14 protein-coding genes, 1 tRNA gene and 1 pseudogene are annotated in these 19,554 nt (G+C 59.8%); 11 read left to right on the forward strand and 5 right to left on the reverse strand.

The annotated features are described in order from the left end of the window. Positions 1 to 109 precede the first annotated feature (109 nt). The 6 genes from ACQRCA_RS07485 to ACQRCA_RS07510 all read left to right on the forward strand — a co-directional run bounded on the left by ACQRCA_RS07485 (position 110) and on the right by ACQRCA_RS07510 (position 8,379). Positions 110 to 193: transfer RNA gene (locus tag ACQRCA_RS07485), tRNA-Leu, on the forward strand. Positions 194 to 281: 88 nt separating this feature from the next. Then, positions 282 to 1,583, forward strand: a complete 1,302-nt coding sequence (gene tig / locus ACQRCA_RS07490; RefSeq protein ID WP_427719736.1) for a trigger factor — start codon at positions 282 to 284, stop codon at positions 1,581 to 1,583. Positions 1,584 to 1,746: 163 nt separating this feature from the next. Next, complete coding sequence (locus ACQRCA_RS07495; protein ID WP_022095182.1) at positions 1,747 to 2,367, forward strand: ATP-dependent Clp protease proteolytic subunit; 621 nt, start codon at positions 1,747 to 1,749, stop codon at positions 2,365 to 2,367. Position 2,368: 1 nt separating this feature from the next. Further along, complete coding sequence (gene clpX / locus ACQRCA_RS07500; protein ID WP_427719737.1) at positions 2,369 to 3,784, forward strand: ATP-dependent Clp protease ATP-binding subunit ClpX; 1,416 nt, start codon at positions 2,369 to 2,371, stop codon at positions 3,782 to 3,784. 308 nt (positions 3,785 to 4,092) lie between these two features. After that, positions 4,093 to 6,789 (forward strand): valine--tRNA ligase, encoded by a 2,697-nt coding sequence (locus ACQRCA_RS07505; RefSeq protein WP_427719738.1) that lies wholly within the window; start codon positions 4,093 to 4,095, stop codon positions 6,787 to 6,789. A 246-nt stretch (positions 6,790 to 7,035) separates the two neighbouring features. Further along, entirely contained in the window at positions 7,036 to 8,379 is a 1,344-nt protein-coding gene (locus ACQRCA_RS07510) for a bifunctional folylpolyglutamate synthase/dihydrofolate synthase (protein ID WP_427719739.1), read from the forward strand. A 239-nt stretch (positions 8,380 to 8,618) separates the two neighbouring features. On the opposite strand, the gene ACQRCA_RS07515 is transcribed toward ACQRCA_RS07510, so the two are convergent. The 4 genes from ACQRCA_RS07515 to ACQRCA_RS07530 form a co-directional block, all read right to left on the reverse strand. Further along, entirely contained in the window at positions 8,619 to 9,707 is a 1,089-nt protein-coding gene (locus ACQRCA_RS07515; protein ID WP_427719740.1) for a M24 family metallopeptidase, read from the reverse strand. A gap of 466 nt (positions 9,708 to 10,173) precedes the next feature. Beyond that, positions 10,174 to 10,572, reverse strand: a complete 399-nt coding sequence (locus ACQRCA_RS07520; RefSeq protein ID WP_427719741.1) for a DUF1667 domain-containing protein — start codon at positions 10,570 to 10,572, stop codon at positions 10,174 to 10,176. Positions 10,573 to 10,574: 2 nt separating this feature from the next. Continuing rightward, on the reverse strand, positions 10,575 to 11,996 hold the full coding sequence (locus tag ACQRCA_RS07525) for an NAD(P)/FAD-dependent oxidoreductase (protein ID WP_427719742.1): 1,422 nt from the start codon (positions 11,994 to 11,996) through the stop codon (positions 10,575 to 10,577). Between the two features lies 1 nt (position 11,997). Next, complete coding sequence (locus tag ACQRCA_RS07530) at positions 11,998 to 13,470, reverse strand: NAD(P)/FAD-dependent oxidoreductase (RefSeq protein WP_427719743.1); 1,473 nt, start codon at positions 13,468 to 13,470, stop codon at positions 11,998 to 12,000. Positions 13,471 to 14,267: 797 nt separating this feature from the next. Between ACQRCA_RS07530 and ACQRCA_RS07535 the strand changes: the two genes are divergently transcribed. The 4 genes from ACQRCA_RS07535 to ACQRCA_RS07550 all read left to right on the forward strand — a co-directional run bounded on the left by ACQRCA_RS07535 (position 14,268) and on the right by ACQRCA_RS07550 (position 18,157). Further along, positions 14,268 to 14,699 (forward strand): double zinc ribbon domain-containing protein, encoded by a 432-nt coding sequence (locus ACQRCA_RS07535; RefSeq protein ID WP_427719744.1) that lies wholly within the window; start codon positions 14,268 to 14,270, stop codon positions 14,697 to 14,699. Positions 14,700 to 14,958: 259 nt separating this feature from the next. After that, entirely contained in the window at positions 14,959 to 16,722 is a 1,764-nt protein-coding gene (gene thrS / locus ACQRCA_RS07540; protein ID WP_427719745.1) for a threonine--tRNA ligase, read from the forward strand. A gap of 117 nt (positions 16,723 to 16,839) precedes the next feature. After that, entirely contained in the window at positions 16,840 to 17,085 is a 246-nt protein-coding gene (locus ACQRCA_RS07545) for a hypothetical protein (protein WP_427719746.1), read from the forward strand. Between the two features lie 172 nt (positions 17,086 to 17,257). Continuing rightward, on the forward strand, positions 17,258 to 18,157 hold the full coding sequence (locus ACQRCA_RS07550; protein ID WP_427719747.1) for an abortive infection family protein: 900 nt from the start codon (positions 17,258 to 17,260) through the stop codon (positions 18,155 to 18,157). A gap of 255 nt (positions 18,158 to 18,412) precedes the next feature. Here ACQRCA_RS07550 and ACQRCA_RS07555 read toward each other — a convergent pair. Beyond that, positions 18,413 to 18,858: pseudogene (locus ACQRCA_RS07555) on the reverse strand (transposase); the annotation flags it as partial. A gap of 395 nt (positions 18,859 to 19,253) precedes the next feature. Here ACQRCA_RS07555 and ACQRCA_RS07560 point away from each other — a divergent pair. Beyond that, positions 19,254 to 19,554, forward strand: a 301-nt coding sequence (locus ACQRCA_RS07560; protein WP_427719748.1) for a hypothetical protein, incomplete at its 3' end; no start/stop codon positions are given.

Genomic DNA, 19,554 nt, shown 5'->3' on the forward strand with positions numbered 1-19,554 from the left:
CAAATTAGCTACCCTGTTCCGCTGTAACTCGTGGTGAGGTCGTGGGCCTAAAAAGGTGTGCGTGCGCTTGCCGTTCGTATCTGCTATCATTCCTAGTCTGTGCGCTCATGCGGGCGTGGCGGAATTGGTAGACGCGCCAGATTTAGGTTCTGGTGGGATTCCCGTGAAGGTTCGAGTCCTTTCGCCCGCACCAACGCACCTGCGTCGGCCTCGGCCGTCGCGACACTTTGTTGCATAAAGGTACCAGCACCTCAGATAAGCTGGGCAGTATGAGGAGGAACGTGTTGAACATCACCGCTTCTGACGTCAAGGACGCCAAGCTCACCGCTACGGTCACCATCCCGGCCGCCGACGTCGACGCCGCGATCAAGAAGGCCTACAAGGACACCGCCAAAAAGTACCGCTTCCCGGGCTTCCGTGCCGGCAAGGCTCCCCGTCCGGTCATCGACGCTGCTCTTGGCGCCGAGGCCACCCTCGCTCAGGCCACCAACGATCTGATCGCCGCCAACGAGCCCGCCGTCCTCAACGAGCTGGACATCGTCCCCACCAAGAACGGTGACTACAAGGAGCTCGACCTCGCCAAGGATCACGAGGACTACACCTACACCGTCGAGTTCTCCCTGCGTCCTGCCGCCGTGCTCTCCTCCTACGACGCCGTCGAGATCGAGATGCCTCCCGCTGAGGTCACCGAGTCCGAGATCAACAACCAGGTCGAGATGCTCCTCAACTACCGTGCCACCTTCGAGGACGTCGAGGATCGTGCCGTCGAGGCCGAGGATTACGTTACCGTCGACCTCAAGGCCGTCGAGAACGCCGACAACTTCGCTGCCGAGGGCCGCATGCTCATCGCCGGTAGCGACAGCAACCCCAAGGAGTTCAACGAGGCTCTGATCGGTGCTAACGTCGACGACGTCAAGACCGTCACCTGGACCGACGAGGTCGAGGAGGGCGAGGAGGCCGAGACCCACACCGTCGAGGTCACCGTCAAGGGCATCAAGGTCCGCAACACCCCCGAGCTCACCGACGAGCTCGTCAAGTCCGACTTTGGCTTCGACAGCATCGACGCTATGCGCGACGCCATCAAGCTCGAGATCGAGCAGGACAAGGCTTCCCGCCTTCCGGCCGAGAAGGAGAACCGTTGCGTCGCCGCTCTCGCCGAGCGCCTGCAGCTCGAGGAGATGGACGCCGACTACGAGCAGTCTGTCTTTGAGGAGCTTGGCCAGAACTTCCTGTCCAACCTTGCTGCCCGCGGCATGACGCTGGACACCTGGCTGCCCGCTTCCGGCCTGACCATGGAGCAGTTCATCGGCGACCTGCACAAGCAGGCCAACGACGTTGCCCGCGAGTCCCTGGCGCTCGACGCCCTCGCCCGTGAGCTCAAGATCGAGGTCACCGAGGACGACGTCAACGCCGAGTTCGAAAAGGCCGGCGTCAAGGACGTCGAGGCTTCCAAGGCCGAGTTCATCGCCGATGGACGCATGCCTGCCGTCCGCGAGTCCATCCGTCGCTCCAAGGCCGTCGACCACCTGGTCGAGAACGCCAAGGTGACCGAGGTCGACGAGACCGCCAAGGACGCCGAGTAATTCTCGCCACCTTTCCCGCGAGCGCATGCAGGCGCCCGTGATGGGGTAAAGTTATAAGCCGGTTATTCGGTTGCTTCGTACGGTGCCAGCCAATGCATAGCATGCGGGCACCGTACGTTTATCTAGAACCAATTTGGTCCGCAAGAGAGAAATGGAGATGCGTATGATCGCTAAGTTCGATTCCGCCCTCGTGCCATACGTTATCGAGCAGACGCCGCGCGGCGAGCGCAGCTACGATATCTATTCGCGCCTGCTCAACGACCGCATCATCTTCTTGGGCGAGGAGATCAACTCCGTCAGCGCCAACCTGGTCGTTGCCCAGCTGCTGCATCTTGAGAGCCAGGATGCCGAGAAGGATATCTCGCTCTACATCAATTCGCCCGGTGGCGAGGTCTACTCCGGCCTGGCGATTCTGGACACCATGAACTTTATCAAGCCGCAGGTCTCCACCATTTGCGTCGGTATGGCCGCGTCTATGGCCGCCGTGCTGCTTTCGGCCGGCGCCAAGGGCAAGCGCTTCTGCCTGCCGCACTCCAAGGTCATGATTCACCAGCCCAGTGGCGGTGCCCAGGGTCAGCAGACCGAGATCGAGATCGTGGCCGAGGAGATCAAGAAGACCCGTCGCGAGCTCAACCAGATCTTGTCCGACGCCTCGGGCCAGCCGATCGAGAAGGTCCAGGCCGATACCGAGCGCGACAACTACCTGACTGCCGCCGAGGCGCTTGACTACGGCCTGATCGACCGTATCGTCACCTCGCGCGATCTTGCCGCGAAGGACGCCTAGGATGGCCGGTAACATGCAGGACAACTTTGACGAGAACGGCAACCCCATCCGCTGCTCCTTCTGCGGAAAAGAGCAGGGTCAGGTGCGCCGCCTTGTAAAGGGCCCTACCAACATCTTTATCTGCGACGAGTGCGTTGCCGCCTGCTCCGAGATCTTGGAGGAGTCGCTGGCTTCGGACTTTATGGATGCCGCCTGCAACGGCAAGCTGCCGGGCTTCCTCAACGACCACGGTCAGGCTGCCGGGCAGCCTGCCATGGATCCCGAGGCCGAGGGCTTTGAGCTCGAGGACGACGTGCGTCAGGTCATTACGCACGTGCCGACCCCGCACGAGATCTATGACGAGCTTTCGGCCTATGTCATGGGTCAGGAAGACGCCAAGCGCGCCATGTCGGTTGCCGTGTACAACCACTACCGTCGCGTGATCGAGGGCGGCGCCGCGCTTTCGGCCTTTGACGAGGCCTCGGGTGCGGGTTCGCGGCTCGACGACGATATGGACGAGGTGGAGCTCGCCAAGTCCAACATCTTGCTGCTCGGTCCCACCGGTACCGGTAAGACCTTGCTCGCCCAGACGCTCGCGCGCATCCTCGAGGTGCCGTTTGCCATCGCCGACGCCACCGCACTCACCGAGGCCGGTTACGTGGGCGAGGACGTGGAGAACATCCTGCTCAAGCTCATCAATGCTGCCGATGGCGATATCGAGCGTGCGCAGGTCGGCATCATCTACGTGGACGAGATCGACAAGATCGCCCGCAAGGCCGAGAACCTCTCCATCACCCGCGACGTTTCGGGCGAGGGCGTTCAGCAGGCGCTGCTTAAGATCCTTGAGGGCACGGTGGCAAGCGTTCCGCCCACCGGCGGCCGCAAGCACCCCCAGCAGGAGCTACTGCAGATCGACACGACCAATATCTTGTTTATCTGCGGCGGTGCCTTTGTGGGTCTGGACAAGATTATCGCCGATCGCGTGGGCAACAAGGGCGTGGGCTTTAACTCCGAGATCGCCGGCCCCACCTCGGTCGACGAGAACGACCTGCTGCGTCAGGTGCTCCCGCAGGACCTCAACGCCTTTGGTATGATCCCCGAGTTTGTGGGACGTACGCCCGTCGTCACCCAGACACAGGCGCTCGACGAGGACGACCTGGTATCGATCCTGACCGAGCCAAAGAACGCCGTTGTGCGTCAGTACCGCAAGATGTTCCAGCTCGAGGACGTTGAGCTTGAGTTTGAGGACGCCGCCCTGCACGAGATTGCCCGCATGGCGCTTGCCCGCAAGACCGGCGCCCGCGGCCTGCGCTCCATCTGCGAGGACGTGCTGCAGCAGACGATGTTCGACCTGCCGAGCGAGGAAGGAGTCGCCAAGGTCATCGTGACCGAAGACTCCGTAAAGGGCACCGAACAGCCCCAGCGCATCTACGGCTAACCTGCCAAAAAGGGACAGGTTTATTTTGGCAGGTTTTATCAGGGAGAATGACGTTTGCCCATATAAAACCGACCAAAATAAACCTGTCCCTAAATGGTAGGTTTCGCAAATGTGAATTTGAATAGCCTCCGACCACCCGCGGTCGGAGGCTATTTTATATATACGCAATAACCCCAACTACCTGTGTTATTCTGTGTGTTTGTTTAAGCCTCAGCGAAGTCGTATCAGACTGAAGTAATCGATACCTAAGGGGAGGAATGCAGACCCTGGCGGGCCTCCATTCCTCCCCGGTGGGACGGGAGAGATATATGGAAGAAATGCCCAAAAACTACGATCCGTCGACCAACGAGCCGGCGATCCTGCAGAAGTGGCTCGACGGCGGTTACTACAAGCGCCGTGAGGGCGTGGGCGACTGCACTGTCACCATTCCGCCTCCCAACGTGACCGGCAAGCTCCACATGGGTCACGCCACCGACGATTCCATCCAGGATGCCATCATCCGCATGGCCCGCATGCGCGGCAGGTCCACCCGCTGGGTGCTCGGTACCGACCACGCCGGTATCGCCACGCAGACCAAGGTCGACAAGAAGCTCAAGAGCGAGGGCATCAGCCGCCTGGAGATCGGCCGCGATAAGTTTGTCGACGCCTGCTGGGATTGGACCCACGAGTACGGCGGCATCATCGTCGAGCAGATCAAGCGTATGGGCTGCTCCGTCGACTTTGATAACGAGCGCTTTACCATGGACGAGGACTACGCCCAGGCCGTGCGCAAGGTGTTCTGCGACTGGTACCACGACGGCCTGATCTACCGCGGCAAGCGCATCGTCAACTGGTGCCCCAACTGCACCACCGCCATCTCGGACGACGAGGCCGAGTACAAGGACGAGAAGGGTCACCTGTGGCACCTGCGCTACCCGCTGACCGAGCCGGTCAACGGCCAGGACTACATCGTCGTCGCCACTACGCGCCCCGAGACCATGCTCGGCGACACGGGCGTGGCTGTCTCCCCGAAGGACCCCGAGAAGGCCGCCTTTGTGGGTAAGACCGTCAAGCTCCCCATCGTCGACCGTGAGATCCCCATCTTTGAGGATTGGCATGTCGACGCCAACTTTGGCTCCGGCTTTGTCAAGGTCACCCCGGCGCACGACCCCAACGATTACGCTATGGGTCAGGCCCACGACCTGCCGCAGATCAATATCTTCGATGAGCACGCGGTGGTCGTCGAGGGCTATGGCGAGTTCACCGGCATGACCCGCGAGGAGTGCCGCGAGGCGGTCATCAAGTGGTTTGAGGAGCACGACCTGCTCGATCACGTCGAGGATCACGATCACTCCGTCATGCACTGCTACCGTTGCGACTCCGCACTGGAGCCGTGGCTGTCCGAGCAGTGGTTTGTGGCCGTCGACAAGCTCAAGGGGCCGGCGCTCGATGCCGTCAACTCCGGCAAGGTGACCTTCCACCCCGCGCGTTGGACGCAGACCTATACCACCTGGATGGAGAACCTCAAGGACTGGTGCATCAGCCGCCAGCTGTGGTGGGGCCACCGTATTCCCGTGTTCTACTGCGAGGACTGCGGCTGGGAGGATGCCCTTACCGAGGACACCGACGTGTGCCCTAAGTGCGGCGGTCATCACGTGCATCAGGACGAGAACGTGCTGGACACCTGGTTCAGCTCGCAGCTGTGGACTTTCGCCACGCAGGGCTGGCCGCAAAAGCCGGAGCTACTCGAGGGGCATCACCCCACGACGGCACTCGTCACCGCGCGCGATATCATCGCGCTGTGGGTCGCCCGCATGGTCATGAGCTCGCTGTACTTCCTGGACGAGGTGCCGTTTAAGGACGTCGTCATCTACCCGACGATTCTCGCCAAGGACGGCAGCCGCATGTCCAAGTCCAAGGGCAACGGCGTTGACCCCATGGACCTCATTGGCATGTACGGCGCCGACGCCATGCGCTTCAACCTGCTGACGCTCTGCACCAACAACCAGGACGTCAAGTTTGACGCGAACATCGACAAGAAGACCAAGAAGCTTATCGACAGCCCGCGCACCGAGCAGGCTAAGTCGTTTGTGACCAAGATTTGGAACGCGAGCCGCTTCCTGCTTATGAACATGGAGGGCTACACGCCCGGCGAGCCCGTCGTGGAGACGCCGGCCGACGCCTGGATGTTCAGCCGTCTGGCCAAGGCCGTCAAGATGGTTACCGAGGGCATCGAGAACTACACCTTTGGCGACATGGCCCGCGGCGTTCAGCAGTTCTTCTGGAACGAGGTCTGCGACTGGTACGTCGAAGTCACCAAGGCGCGCCTGAAGGGCGAGGGCCGTCTGCAGGCGCAGCGAAACCTGATCTTTGTGCTCGATACCTCTATTCGCCTGATGCACCCGCTCATGCCGTTTGTCACCGAGGAGATCTGGGACAACATGCCGGCGAGCGTGCTCGACCTGGACGCCGAGGGCAACGTGGACCGCGCCGAGGCGCTCATGATCGCCAAGTGGCCCGAGCCTGCCGACTACGTCAAGTATGTCGATGAGGACGCCGAGCGCGCGTTTGAGCTGTGTCGCACCGTCGTTTCTGCCGCCCGCGCCACGCGTTCGCGTTATCGCTTGAGCCCCAAGGCCGAGCTCGACGTGGTCGTGCGTGCCGGTGCCGAGGATATCGAGAAGCTCGAGAGCCTGCGCTCGACCATCGAGCCGCTGGCCAATACCGCCTCGCTGGTCATGGGTACCGATGTTGAGAAGCCGGCCGCGAGCATCGCCGTGGTCGACAGCGGCGTCGAGGTCTTTGTGGTGCTCGAGGGCAAGGTCGATCTTTCGGCCGAGAAGGCACGTCTGGAGAAGGAGATTGCCGCGGCCCAGAAGGAGCTCGCCGGCTGCGAGAAGACGCTCGCCAACGAGGGCTTTGTGGCCAAGGCCGCGCCCGCGGTGGTCCAGAAGAAGAGGGACCGTGCAGCTGAGCTCAAGGAGATCCTGGAGGCGCTGACTGCTCAGGTTGCTGACTTCTCGTAAGGTTTACTTGGGGGCGCGTCCCGACGCTTTGCTCGCTACTGCGGACACCTATTCCGCCGTTCTAACGAACGGCGGCTGACTCGACGCTGCAAACGCCTCTGATGGCCAATCTGCCGTTCAACTTCGGGCGCATGGGCATAAGCCCTATGCGCCCTTGTTTCACGGCACCTTGGCTCATCAGAGGCGTTTTCGCTGACTATCCTCAACCTATACTGTTTTATTTTTCTATGAATGGCGGTTCTGAAAATGCCTAAGCGTTCTGGCTTGTATACCGTTCCTTTTGAGTTTGATTTGCTTTCGTTTAGTGAGGCTGTGGGACTTGCTGCCGATACGGGGCGGATTTCTGGGGATGCTGGTCCTCTGCTCGAGACAGTTGTCGATATGCTCGATGAGCTGGGGCGGCCGGACGAGTACTTTGATTGCATTCAGGTTGCCGGTACCAATGGCAAGACTTCGACGACGCGTTTTTCGGCTGCTATCCTTCGCGGCGAGGGGCTCAAGGCTGCGCTTTATACGTCGCCGCAGCTTGTTCGCTATCCCGAGCGCATGGAGGTCGATGGGCACGTCGTGAGCGATGAGGCGTTTGCCCGTGGCGTTTCTGCTGCTGTTGAGGCGGGGCATCGAGTGAATGCGCGCCGCGTGGTGGCGGGGGAGCGTGCCTATACCATCACGCCGTTTGACCTGCTGACGGCCGCCGCGCTTGTGGTGTTTGCCGAGGCTCGCGTGGATGTCGCCGTGCTCGAGGTCGGCATGGGCGGTCGCTGGGACGCCACGAGCGCGACCGATCCCGTTGCCGTTGCCATCACGGGCATCGGACTCGATCACACGCGCATTCTGGGCGATACGCTCGAGGCCATTGCGGGGGAGAAGGCTGCGGTCATTAAGCCCGGACGCCTGGTTGTGCTGGGCGAGGGCACGCGTGAGCCGAGCGTTCAGCGCGTTATGGACAACCGTTGTCGCGAGTGTGGTGTGGTGCCGCTGGTGGTGAGCCACGCCACGACCAAGGTGCCGGCGCATGTGGGCGATACGGTTGAGTTTAGCTGCACCACGCCGCGTGCGATTTATACGTCGAGCATGGTTAAGCCGGCGTATCAGCCGCAGAATGCCGCGTGCGCGATTATGCTCTGCGAGGGGTATCTGGGTCGCGAGCTCGACCACGAGGCGCTTGATGCTTCGCTTATGGGCTGCCCTACGCCGGGCCGTTTTGATGTGTTGGGAACCGACCCGCTCAAGCTGATCGACGCCTGCCATAACCCCCAGAGCTGCGAGAACTTTGTGAGCGCCTTGGACGAGATCGATCCGTGCGTAGAGAATCGGCCCACGTTGCTGTGCGCCGCGCTGGCAGACAAGGACGTGGCGGGTATCGTCGACGTGCTGATCCCGGCCTTCCCGCGCGTGGTCGTCACACAGACCGATTCCGATCGCGCCCTGCCGGCGGAGGAGCTTGCTGCCCTGGTGGATTCCGATAAGCTCGCAGGCGTGTACCCCAGCGTGTCCGAGGCCCTCGCAGCCTTTGAGGCCGCAGGCGAGCCCTTCATAGCAGCAGGCACCATCACCCTGGCCGGCGAAGTTGCCGGTCTGCTCCGCTAGATCCCTTTCGCAGGGTAGCTAGTTTGCCTGCTCGCCACGAAATGGGCCTATCTACTACGTTTGACCGGCTACCCTCAACCATGCCGAGAATCGCAAAATCAAAACCGCAGGTAGAAGGCTTGTAAATTTTCAAAAAATACCCGTATGGTCGCCCCATGCGGGTTAAACGTAGTAGATAGGCCCATTTCGTGGCGGCATTCATGTGATGCGGCAAAGGGGCTGTCCCTTTGCCGCATTGCCTAGTCTAGGCGGACCGGATCGTGGGGGTAGGCGTTGAGGATCTCGACGCCGCTCTCGGTGACCAGGGCAAGATCCTCGATGCGGACGCCGGTGCGGCCGGGGAGGTAGATGCCCGGCTCGATGGAAAACGTCATGCCCGGCTCCACGACCTGCTCGTTGACGAGCGAGACGTCACCCGGCTCGTGGTCTTGCAGGCCGATCGAGTGTCCCAGACGGTGCGTAAAGTACTTGCCATAACCCGCGTCCTCAATCACGTCGCGCGCGGCACGGTCCAGGTCGCACATGCGCACGCCCGGGGCGATGAGCGCCTCGGCGGCCTCGTTGGCGCGGCGCACGATGTCGTAGATGTGTGCCGTCTCCTCGTCCGGCTCGCCCCAAAAGAACGTGCGCGTCATGTCCGAGCAATAGTTGCGGCGACGTCCGCCAATATCGAACAGTACCACGTCGCCACGCTTGAGTGCCGTATCGTCTGGCTCGTGGTGCGGGTCGCCGGCGTTGGCGCCAAAGCTCACGATGGGCGGAAAGCTAAAGCCCTCGCAATCGTGCTTGCGATACAGGCCAAGCATCTGGTCGGCGATCTCGCGCTCTGTCACGCCTTCGTGGACGAGCTCGATCGCGTCGGCCATCACGGCGTCGTTAGCGGCCGAGGACACGCGCATAAGCTCCTGCTCGGCGGCGTCTTTGTAGGTTCGCGCGGCGGTCACGGCAAAATCGCCTAGGAAGAATTCGCTCGCGGCATGGCGCTCCATGAGGGGCATCAAGAAGCCGGAGCGCATGACGGTGTCGATGCCGAGCGGTTTGGTCGGATCAACTTCGCGAGCGATGGCGTCGGCCACGACGTCGGTATCGGTGTGGTACGCGACGCGGGCATTGTCATACTCGGGCAGCTGATGCAGCGCGTTGACCAAGATCACGGGCTCGCTACCGCGTGCGAGCAGTACGCCGCAAAAACGCTCGAACATATCGGCATAAAAGCCGGTCAGGTAATAAATCGACCACGGGTCGTTTACGAGCAGCTGCGCGCCGGGGTGCTGAGCCTCGAGCGCATCGAGCACGCGTGCCACGCGCTGGTCATCGACATGTGCCATACATCGTCCTTTCGTTAGGTTGCCACCATGGTATCCCCAATGCCAAGGTAGTCAATTTGGGACGGGGCTATTTTAGCTGCGTCAAACATGCGAGCTGATAGGTAAAAGTAGTCAATATGGTCCCGTCCTAAATGGGCTGGTTTCAAAACTATGGCGGATTACGGGGCTGGACCTGTATTACTTGACCATGGGAAAAATAGCGAAATTAAAACCGCAGGTAGAAGGCTTATCAAAAATCGAAAATTGCCGGTATGGGTGGGGGTCTCCGAATCAGCCCCGTAATCCGGCATAGTTTTGAAATGGCACTAAAGTAGGCACAAGCTAAATACCGATCCCAAGGCAAGTTGCGGTGGAATAGTTCCTTGATGCCGGGGTTTTGGCGGAAACCGGGAATTATTTCACCGCAATTGAGGAGGGGCGGGGCGGATGCGGGGTAGCTAAAAGAGCACCGTCCCAAACGAGCTGCTTAGGCCGGGTCGATGTCCATGCTGGCGATGAGATCGGTACCGGTGTCTAGGAGGTTGGGGAGGACTACATCGCCCATGCGGATGGGGACTTTGACCACTAGGCCGCGGATGAGGTCCATGGCTTGGGCATGGAGTTCGAGCGGGATGGCTTCGGCCGTGCGGACGGGCAGCAGCGCCTCGTCGCCGCCTGATACCGCCACGGTGGTAGTGAGGACGCGCATGGGGCAGGTGAGCTCCTGATGTGCGAACTTATCGCCGCGCGGGCAGCTGTTGCCGGTCACGGCGCGCACCGTCGCCACGCGGTCGTCGGCCCCGCGCTCCACTTCCACCGTAAGGAGGCACTCGGATGGGCAGGTGGTACAGTTGAACTGTAGCGTCTCGATCGCATTTGTGCTCATGGCTATGCCTCCTCGACGGGCTCGACGGAAAGGATAATCTCGCTGGCACCCAGGTCGAGCGCTCGCTGTATCACCTTTGCCGGCAGCGGGAAGCTTTCCATAACGCTCGGTTTAAACGCGCGGACCTTGCCCGTAAGCAGTTCCTCGTCGTCCGCCAGAATGTGCACGCGGGCGGCATCGACCGGCCGGCGCACGCGGAAGTTGAGCCTGGTGAGTGCCACGGCCGTAATGCGTCCCGGCAGCGCGTAGCCGGCAATGCCGGCAGGGAAGACCGTGAGCTGGCAGCCAGCGCCCGTTTCGACATCCGCGCCGGTCCCCAGCGCGTACGTCGCTGCAGCCGCACCGGCACGCTCGGACTCGGCCGTCACGTTATCGGCCAGGTCGTGCACGTGCAGCACGTTGCCGCAGGCAAAGATGCCTGGCACGCCCGTCTGCAGGCAGTGGTCCACCACGGCGCCGCGCGTGCGCGGGTCAAGCTCAACACCCGCGCCTACCGAAAGCTCGTTCTCGGGAATCAAACCTACCGAAAGCAGCAGTGTGTCGCACGAAACGATGTGCTCGGTCCCCGGAATGGGCGCCAGATTTTCGTCGACCTGGCTCACCTCGACGGCCTCCACGCGGTCATGCCCAATCACGCGCGTGACGGTGGTGGACAGGTGCAGCGGAATGCCAAAATCGTCCAGGCAGTTCTTCACATTGCGGCGCAGGCCGTTGGCGTATGGCATAAGCTCGTACACGCCCTCGACTGAAATCCCCTCGAGCGTGCAGCGACGCGCCATGATGAGCCCAATGTCGCCCGAGCCTAAAATGACGGCGCGCGAGCCGGGCTTGAGGTTGTCGATGTTGATGTATCGCTGCGCCAGGCCGGCGGTAAACACGCCGGCGGGGCGGCTGCCGGGAATCTTGATCTCGCTGCGCGTGCGCTCGCGACACCCCATGGCAAGGACGACGGCGCGCCCGGTGAGCTGCAACATGCCGGCGGGGCTCATGAGCGTGACGGTGTGTGCCGAGGCATCGCTCGCCGCGCCACTTGCGCCCGTGCCTGCGACTTTGTCCTCGCTTGAGTCGATCCCAATCACCATACTGTCCAGGAACAGTGCGATATCGGTTTCGCGCACCTGGTCGATAAAGCGCTGTGCGTACTCGGGACCGGTCAGTTCCTGCTTAAAGTGTGAGAGGCCAAAGCCCGGGTGGATGCACTGGCGCAGGATGCCGCCCAGGTGCTGTTCGCGCTCCACGATGGCCACGCGCGCTCCGGCCTTGTGTGCGGCAAGTGAGGCCGCCATGCCGGCAGGTCCGCCGCCGATAACGACTACGTCGAACGCCTGCGTCTGCACGGCGCCGGCAGCAATTGATACCCTGTCGGCATCTGCGCAAGTGCACTCGACGCCCGATACCGCACCCATATCGATACTCGTCGCCATCCTAGCGCACCCCCTTCAAAGGTCCCTCAACGAGCCACGAGCCAGTGTCCTCCAGCAGCACCTCGCTGGGATCGCAGCCCAGCTCGCGGGCCAGAATCCGCACCACGCGGCTTTGGCAAAAGCCGCTCTGGCACCGACCCATGCCGGCACGGCAGCGGCGTTTGACGCCCTCGACCGAGACCGCACCCGGGCGGCGTCGAATCGCGGCCACGATCTCGGCCTCGGGCACCGTCTCGCAGCGGCAGACAATCTGCCCCCACGCGGGGTCGGACTCGATCAGCTCTTCCTTGCGCGCAAGCGGCGCGCGGTCGAAGTCGTCCGGCGCGCGGCGAATCGGATCCCAATCGGCCCGCTCGCGCAAAGCAACGCCCGCCTCGCGCAGCGCCTGCTCCATTCGCTCGGCAATGGCCGGAGCGCTCGCTACGCCCGGCGACTGAATGCCCGCGGCCTGGAACAGCCCCGGCACCACGGCGGACTGTCCAATAAAGAAGTCGTTCGTTCCCTTAATGACCGGACGCCCGCCGGCAAACGCTCGCACCACGCGGCGCGTATCCAGATCGGGCACCAGCTTGCGCGCACCGCCCAACAGCGCGTTTACGTCGCCCGCATAGGTCTGCGTGTCGCCCGCCTCGCGCACGGCGGCGGTCGCGGTGATCACCGTGTTGCCGTGGACGGTGCCCGTAACGATGACGCCCTTGGAAACCGGCGTGGGAACGGGGTAGAGCGGCATGAGCGCGCGCGGCTCCTTGTCCAGCACCACAATGTTACCCTGGCGCCAGACCATCTGGAACTCCTCGGCGCCCGCCATATGCGAGATGTCTGCGGCGCCGTTGCCCGCCGCGTTAATCAAATAGCGGCAGCGCACATCACCGGCCGGTGTCACCAGCGTAAAACGAGCGGTCCCGTCACCGCTCCTGTCGCCAGCGCCGGGAGCTACCTCGATCGTCTCCACCGGTGCGGAGCGCACAAACGTCACGCCGTTGGCTACGGCGTTCTCCATCGCGGCGATGGCGACCTCAAACGGATCGACATAGCCGGTCGAGGGACACCACAGCGCGCACGTGGCCTGGGCGCTGGCGCGCGGCTCCAGCTCGTGGATGCGCTCGGCCCCGATGATCGCCAACTCGGGTACGCCGTTTGCCAGCCCGTTGCTTTGCAGCTGCTCCAGCTGCGCGCGGTCTTGGTCGCTAAAGCCCAGCACCATGGACCCGGTGCGGCAAAACAAAAAGCCCAGCTCCTGGGCCCACGTGCCATATAGCTCGCAGCCGCGGGCGTTGACCTGGGCCTTAACCGTGCCCGGCGCCGGATCGTAGCCGGCGTGCACCAGGCCACCGTTGGCCTTCGACGCGCCCAGGGCAATGTCGTTGGCCGCCTCGACCACGCAGATGGACAGGTCATAGCGTGCGAGCTGCCGCGCGATGGCGCATCCGGTGATGCCCGCGCCCACAATCGCGATATCAAACGTTTCTGTCACAGTGCCTCCCAGACGAGTTGACAGGCTGTCAATAGGACTATCCTACGGTCTGCACACCCCCAGCGCAGCGGCAATGCGGCGAACAGCCCCGCAACACCCGCCAACGGCAGGCGAGGGGAGACCCAGGTCAATCGGTGACCTCGTCTGGCACCCCTGTTGTCAAAGGTTTGTCTCGTTCTGTAACGGTAAGCAGAAGAGTTGGGTTCCAGATGTTACAGATCGAGACGTTTGCCAGGCGGGCCCTCTGTTTGTCTTGATTTGTAACAGTAAGAGTAGAAAATCGGTCCTATGTGTTACAGATTGAGATTTAAAGTCAGGGAGAGGTCATCTGTCTCGATCTGTAACATCTCGGGACCGTTTTGGGGTCTAGATGTTACAGATTTAGATGAACCCATCAGTCGGTTTCGAATGTCTAAATCTGTAACAGTTAGACCTGTTTTTGCCGAGTTGTTGTTACAGATTGAGATATTGAGATTGGACATTTTCCTTTGTCTTGATCTGTAACAGATAGAAGGGTTTCTGGCCCCTAGTTGTTACAGATTGAGATATTTAACGGAGGGCTCACCGTTCATCTTGATCTGTAACAGTAGGGACTGATTTTGGAGTCAAGATGTTACAGATCGAGATTGTAGTCGGGGAGAGAACGGTTTGTCTAATTCTGTAACATCTGGAGCCGGATTCCGCTCTCACCTGTTACAGATTGAGATGTTTCTATCCGCCCATGCCTGCGACCTGCCAAATCGTTAACCCCCGTGTTACACTAACTCGAGTTGTAACTACCCCGAAAGGTACCCGTAATGTCCAAGTACATCTCCGAGCTCATGTCGCCGCAGCTTATGGGCGTCATCTATGCCTTTGGTGGCTTTATCATCGCCCTGTACGTGCTGTCGGTCGTCTATGTGTTTATTGACGCCCGCCGCCGCGGCGCTAGCGCTTACGTGGCATGGGGCATTATTGCCCTCATCCCGTTTGTAGGCCTCATTGCCTACCTGGTCCTGCGCCCGCACTCCTATGCGGCCGACCGCGAGGAGCAGGAGCTGGACATGGCCCTGCGCGAGCGCCAGCTTGCCCAGTACGGCACCTGCCCGCAGTGCGGTGCGCCCATCGAGAAGGACTTTGTGGTCTGCCCGGTGTGCGACACCCAGGTTCGCAACGTGTGCCCCAGCTGCCATCGCCCGCTCGACGCACACTGGAAGGTCTGCCCCTACTGCCGAACTCGCATCCAGTAGCGCATCCATCGCCGGGCCGGCCGCAAGCCACGGGCACGCCGCGCGCCACGCGAACGTCGCGCGCTCCGCACGCGCCCCACGCGATGAAGCATGCGTAGAAATTCGCCCGCCGTGCCATTCAGGTGCGGCGGGCGCTTGTATACCTAGGTAACCTGCCTATAATGATGCAAGTCAAAACGCACGCGCCGGCAAGCGCAATGCACACCGCACGGCGTCAAGCAGCACTTGCACAAGGCATCCGAGAGGAGAAAACATACCCATGAAGGCACTCTACAATGACGGTTCGGTGGCCGAGCTCCCGCAGGACGAGGTCACGCACGTCATCCGCCACTCCGCCGCGCATATCATGGCGCAGGCCATCAAGCGCCTGTACCCCCAGGCCGATTTTGCCTACGGCCCCGCGACCGACAACGGCTTTTACTACGACGTCGACCTGCCCGAGGGCGTCAAGATCAGCGAGGACGACTTCCCCGCGATCGAGGCCGAGATGAAGAAGATCTGCAAGGAGAACCTCAAGTTCTCCGTGTACGAGAAGCCCCGCGCCGAGGCCATCGCCCTTATGGAGGAGCGCGGCGAGAAGTACAAGGTCGAGCACATCGGCGACCTGGACGACGACGCCCGCATCACCTTCTACCAGCAGGGCGACTACATCGACATGTGCGTCGGCCCTCACATCTGCTACACCAAGGCCCTCAAGGCCTTTAAGCTCACCGGTGTCTCGGGCGCCTACTGGAAGGGCGACAAGGACAACAAGATGCTCACCCGCATCAACGGCGTCGCCTTTGCCACCAAGGAAGAGCTCGACGAGCATATGCACATGCTGGAGGAGGCCAAGAAGCGCGACCACCGCAAGATCGGCCGCGAGATGGACCTCTTTATGATGTGCGACGAGGCCCCCGGCTTCCCGTTCTTCCTGCCCAACGGCATGATCCTTAAGAACACGCTGCTGGACTACTGGCGCGAGATCCACCACAAGGCCGGCTACGTGGAGATCTCCACGCCGCTCATCATGAACAAGCAGCTGTGGAAGACCTCGGGCCATTGGGACCACTACAAGGACAACATGTACTCCACCGTCATCGACGACGAAGAGTACTGCATTAAGCCCATGAACTGCCCGGGCGGCGTGCTGGTGTACGCCTCCAAGCCGCACTCCTACCGCGAGCTGCCCATCCGCGCCGGCGAGATTGGCCTGGTGCATCGCCACGAGCTGCGCGGAGCCCTGCACGGCCTGTTCCGCGTGCGCTGCTTTAACCAGGACGACGCCCACCTGTTTGTGCGCCCCGACCAGCTGACCGACGAGATTGTGGGCGTGGTCAACCTTATCGACTCCGTGTACCAAAAGTTTGGCTTTAAGTATCACGTTGAGCTTTCCACCCGCCCCGAGGACTCCATGGGTTCGGACGAGGATTGGGCTCGCGCCGAGGAGGGCCTGCGCACCGCTCTTGAGCAGCTGGGCATGGACTACGAGGTCAACGAGGGCGACGGCGCCTTCTACGGCCCCAAGATCGACTTCCACCTGGAGGACTCGCTCGGCCGTACCTGGCAGTGCGGTACCGTGCAGCTCGACTTCCAGATGCCGCTCAACTTTGACCTGGAGTACGTGGACGCCGACGGCACCAAGAAGCGCCCCATTATGCTGCACCGCGTGTGCTTTGGCTCCATCGAGCGCTTTATTGGCATTCTGATCGAGCACTTTGCGGGCAAGTTCCCCACCTGGTTGGCTCCCGTGCAGGTCAAGGCGCTTCCGGTCTCCGAGAAGAGCCGCGACTATGCCCACGAGGTGTGCGCCAAGCTGGAAGAGGCCGGCATTCGCGTGGTCTGCGACGATCGCGACGAGAAGATCGGCTACAAGATTCGCGAGGCCCGCAGCATCGACCGCGTGCCCTATATGCTCATCCTGGGCGAGAAGGAAGTCGAGGCCGGCAACATCTCCGTCCGCGATCGTTCCAACGAGACCGTTCAGATGAGCGTTGACGAGTTTGTTGCGAAGGTGCTCGAGGAGATCAAGACCCGCGCCTAAGGCAAACTGCACAACAATTAACAAAGGCGACCGTCTACAAAGGGCGGTCGCCTTTTTCATACCCAAATAAGAAAAGCCGCTGGTTGAGCGGTTTTTTGTTGCACAAAAAGGTACAACTTGTCTAATCACTATTCCGATATGGCTGCGCAGATTCCTTCGTCCCTGTCGAAGGTCGGCCTAGCGACTGATTCCTTTGCGAAGATTACGGCTATGGCTCAGCAGAATCAGCTTAATGTTTTGTGTTCATACCTTGAAGCGATTGATTCCATAAAGTGGAATCAGATTGGGCCCGCTTATTCGGCTTTGGACAACGTTGGCTTTGGCGAGATCGACGGAGAGGGCATCGAGGATGATGCCGAGTAGCATGGGCTATATGACCACCGTCATCAAGGTGCTTAAGATTGGAGATGAGCGCGGCTCATTTTCAGAACTGATGGAACGAGACGATTCAGCTGCTTGATTAGCGACGTGGCTTGACATGTGTTTTAGAGGGATACAATTGGCCAAGCATTTCAGTTCAAATTAAGGTGGGCCCATGTTTGAGAAAGAGCAGGCTGGATTTAACTTTCTTAAATCCAAAGACGTGTACGCTATCTTGGATGGAGACACGTCATTTCGTTCAGACGCGCTTGATGAAGAGGTCTCCCTTCCGTATCAATCGGGCCCTAAGTTAGTTGAAGTGCTCAATAAGTTTGGAATAGACGCTTCGTATGGTTCATCTAGCCGGTGGATGTATGTTGAAGCCCTGCTCGAGCATTGTATCGAGAATAATCGTGTTTCTGATATGTTGGCCTATTTCTTTAACCTCGCGCGCTTCCAAAAAGAGTTTTCTGGCCTGACGCCGGAGGAAATAAAACGGAGACATGCCGTGATTGTTGAGGGTGCTATCGCTGCCATTAACAGCATTCTATTCTTTGGTGGGCATGAGCTGAGATGTTTCGGTAATAACTACGTCATTACGTCAGTCGATGACGTGCCCGCGATGTCTATTCCTTCAATCAACACGATTGACCGTTCTTATATTAAAGATATGGCCAATAGAGCCCAGGAAGATATTGAACTTGGGAATTTCGATAGCGCTCTCACTAAAGCGAGAACATTACTAGAAGAGGTCTTCTGTTGGGCTATCGAACGCAAAGGAGAACGGCCTTCGAGCAGCGGCGATGTCGGAAAAATGTTCTCTCAAGTCAAATGCCTCTATAATATTCATGCTGATAAGACAATGGATAGGAGAATTTGTGACTTGGTAAATGGACTCAATAAAATTGTCGACTCAATTGGTCAGATGAGAAATAAACAGGGCGATGCTCACGGAGTGGGGGCATCAAGGGTGAACATCGAGGACTATCATGCAAGGCTTGCTGTGAACGCTGCTGCCAACGTTGCGGATTTTGTGCTGTCGGTTGTTCATCGAGCGGAGAGAGATAGACACTAAGGTTTTTACGATGGTGTGTCGAATTGGCTAGTGGTCATCAGTTTGTTCGGCCGTCTTTGGTATTACAGCTCATCGTGGTTATGGCTGTTGAGGTGGCTAATTAACTGGTATCGATTGTGCCTAATAACGAATGTCTTGAATTGTTGTCCGCATCGGCGCTTAGAATCTAACCGGAGCAGCACGGACAGATTTAGCTTCAGGTACCGTCAATATTCTTTCTCAAATTGATTTTGCCGTCCTCGACACCGTTCTCTTCTAGCCCTCCGCCTTTTCCTTCAGCTCGTCCAACTCCTCTAGTTTGGACATGTCCAGGCACCTCCTCTTGTCCCAATCGTGCACCACTATGTACTTCAGCCCCGTCGTCATCAGCATGGGGACTGAGTTGCCGTCTGAGAAGGTCGCGACGACCCTCTTCCTCCTCCTGATCTCGCGGTTGATGCGCTCGATTCCATTGTCCGTTCTGGTCCGGCGCCAGCGCTCGGGCGGGAATTCCGTGTAGGTCAGCGTCTCGGCGAACCCGCCGCGCACCGTCCTCGCGGCCGCTCGAGCCACATCGACCCCAACTCGTCCGCTAGCTCCTCGGCCTTCTTGCCGCATGCCTCGCACGATTCCTGCGCGTGGATCGCCTTCAACATGCGCGCCACGGCCTTTCGCCTGGTCACGGGAACCCTTCCCAGCACGTTGCGGTAGTGTCTCAAGGAGCTTTGTAAAAGGGGGCTCATTATTTCGGATGAACATGTCTATAAGTTGATGGCCACGTCGGATTGGTTTGACCGTGAGCTTGTCCTCTTAAAATGGGATGGCGGAAAAAGGAGGCAAGGGTCTTTCCGCTTCCCACTCATCGCCGATGATATTCCTAGGGTCATTTCAAGTAGAAGGCTCGCGGGCATATGGCTGCGCTAAAACGTAATTGACTACTGGGAGGATTATCTGAACCGGGCAGTTGATGATCAAAAGAAACGATTTAAGCTCGAAAAGGAAATTGGGAAACGAATCGAAAAGCTACTAAACTAGCTATTTAACTTTTTTCTAAACTGGTTCAATTAACGCTAATCGCCTGTTGCGCCTGACTTCATTTGCGGAACTGGAGCCAACTATGATCGAGCAAAAACAGAACGGAGCGGCCTCGATCGATATTGCCGATATATTGGTTGCGATTTTAACTTCAGCTGCACTTCCTGTAGTTTCTCACATGCTTACTCTTGTGTTTGGGGATAGCTCACTGTGGTCGGTCGATCGCCTGATGGTTCTCTATTTCTCTTCTCTTTCTGGATGGATATTACGAGAGAGTTTTCGGCTTGCAATGGTACAAAGTGGGCTAAAGGCCAGGGGCTATACTTTTATGGATTCTGACGCGGCCGGTAATGCGGTATGGACTTTTCCCGTTATGGTCGCAC

The organism is Collinsella sp. SGI.095 (genome assembly GCF_050314535.1).
Lineage (GTDB): Bacteria > Actinomycetota > Coriobacteriia > Coriobacteriales > Coriobacteriaceae > Collinsella.

Bases quoted from the DNA above. Each gene is read 5' to 3' on its own strand.
- ACQRCA_RS07495 (WP_022095182.1), top strand. From the start codon at position 1,747: ATGATCGCTAAGTTCGATTCCGCCCTCGTGCCATACGTTATCGAGCAG.
- clpX (WP_427719737.1), top strand. From the start codon at position 2,369: ATGGCCGGTAACATGCAGGACAACTTTGACGAGAACGGCAACCCCATC.
- ACQRCA_RS07505 (WP_427719738.1), top strand. From the start codon at position 4,093: ATGGAAGAAATGCCCAAAAACTACGATCCGTCGACCAACGAGCCGGCG.
- ACQRCA_RS07510 (WP_427719739.1), top strand. From the start codon at position 7,036: ATGCCTAAGCGTTCTGGCTTGTATACCGTTCCTTTTGAGTTTGATTTG.
- ACQRCA_RS07515 (WP_427719740.1), bottom strand. From the start codon at position 9,707: ATGGCACATGTCGATGACCAGCGCGTGGCACGCGTGCTCGATGCGCTC.
- ACQRCA_RS07520 (WP_427719741.1), bottom strand. From the start codon at position 10,572: ATGAGCACAAATGCGATCGAGACGCTACAGTTCAACTGTACCACCTGC.
- ACQRCA_RS07525 (WP_427719742.1), bottom strand. From the start codon at position 11,996: ATGGCGACGAGTATCGATATGGGTGCGGTATCGGGCGTCGAGTGCACT.
- ACQRCA_RS07535 (WP_427719744.1), top strand. From the start codon at position 14,268: ATGTCCAAGTACATCTCCGAGCTCATGTCGCCGCAGCTTATGGGCGTC.
- thrS (WP_427719745.1), top strand. From the start codon at position 14,959: ATGAAGGCACTCTACAATGACGGTTCGGTGGCCGAGCTCCCGCAGGAC.
- ACQRCA_RS07550 (WP_427719747.1), top strand. From the start codon at position 17,258: ATGTTTGAGAAAGAGCAGGCTGGATTTAACTTTCTTAAATCCAAAGAC.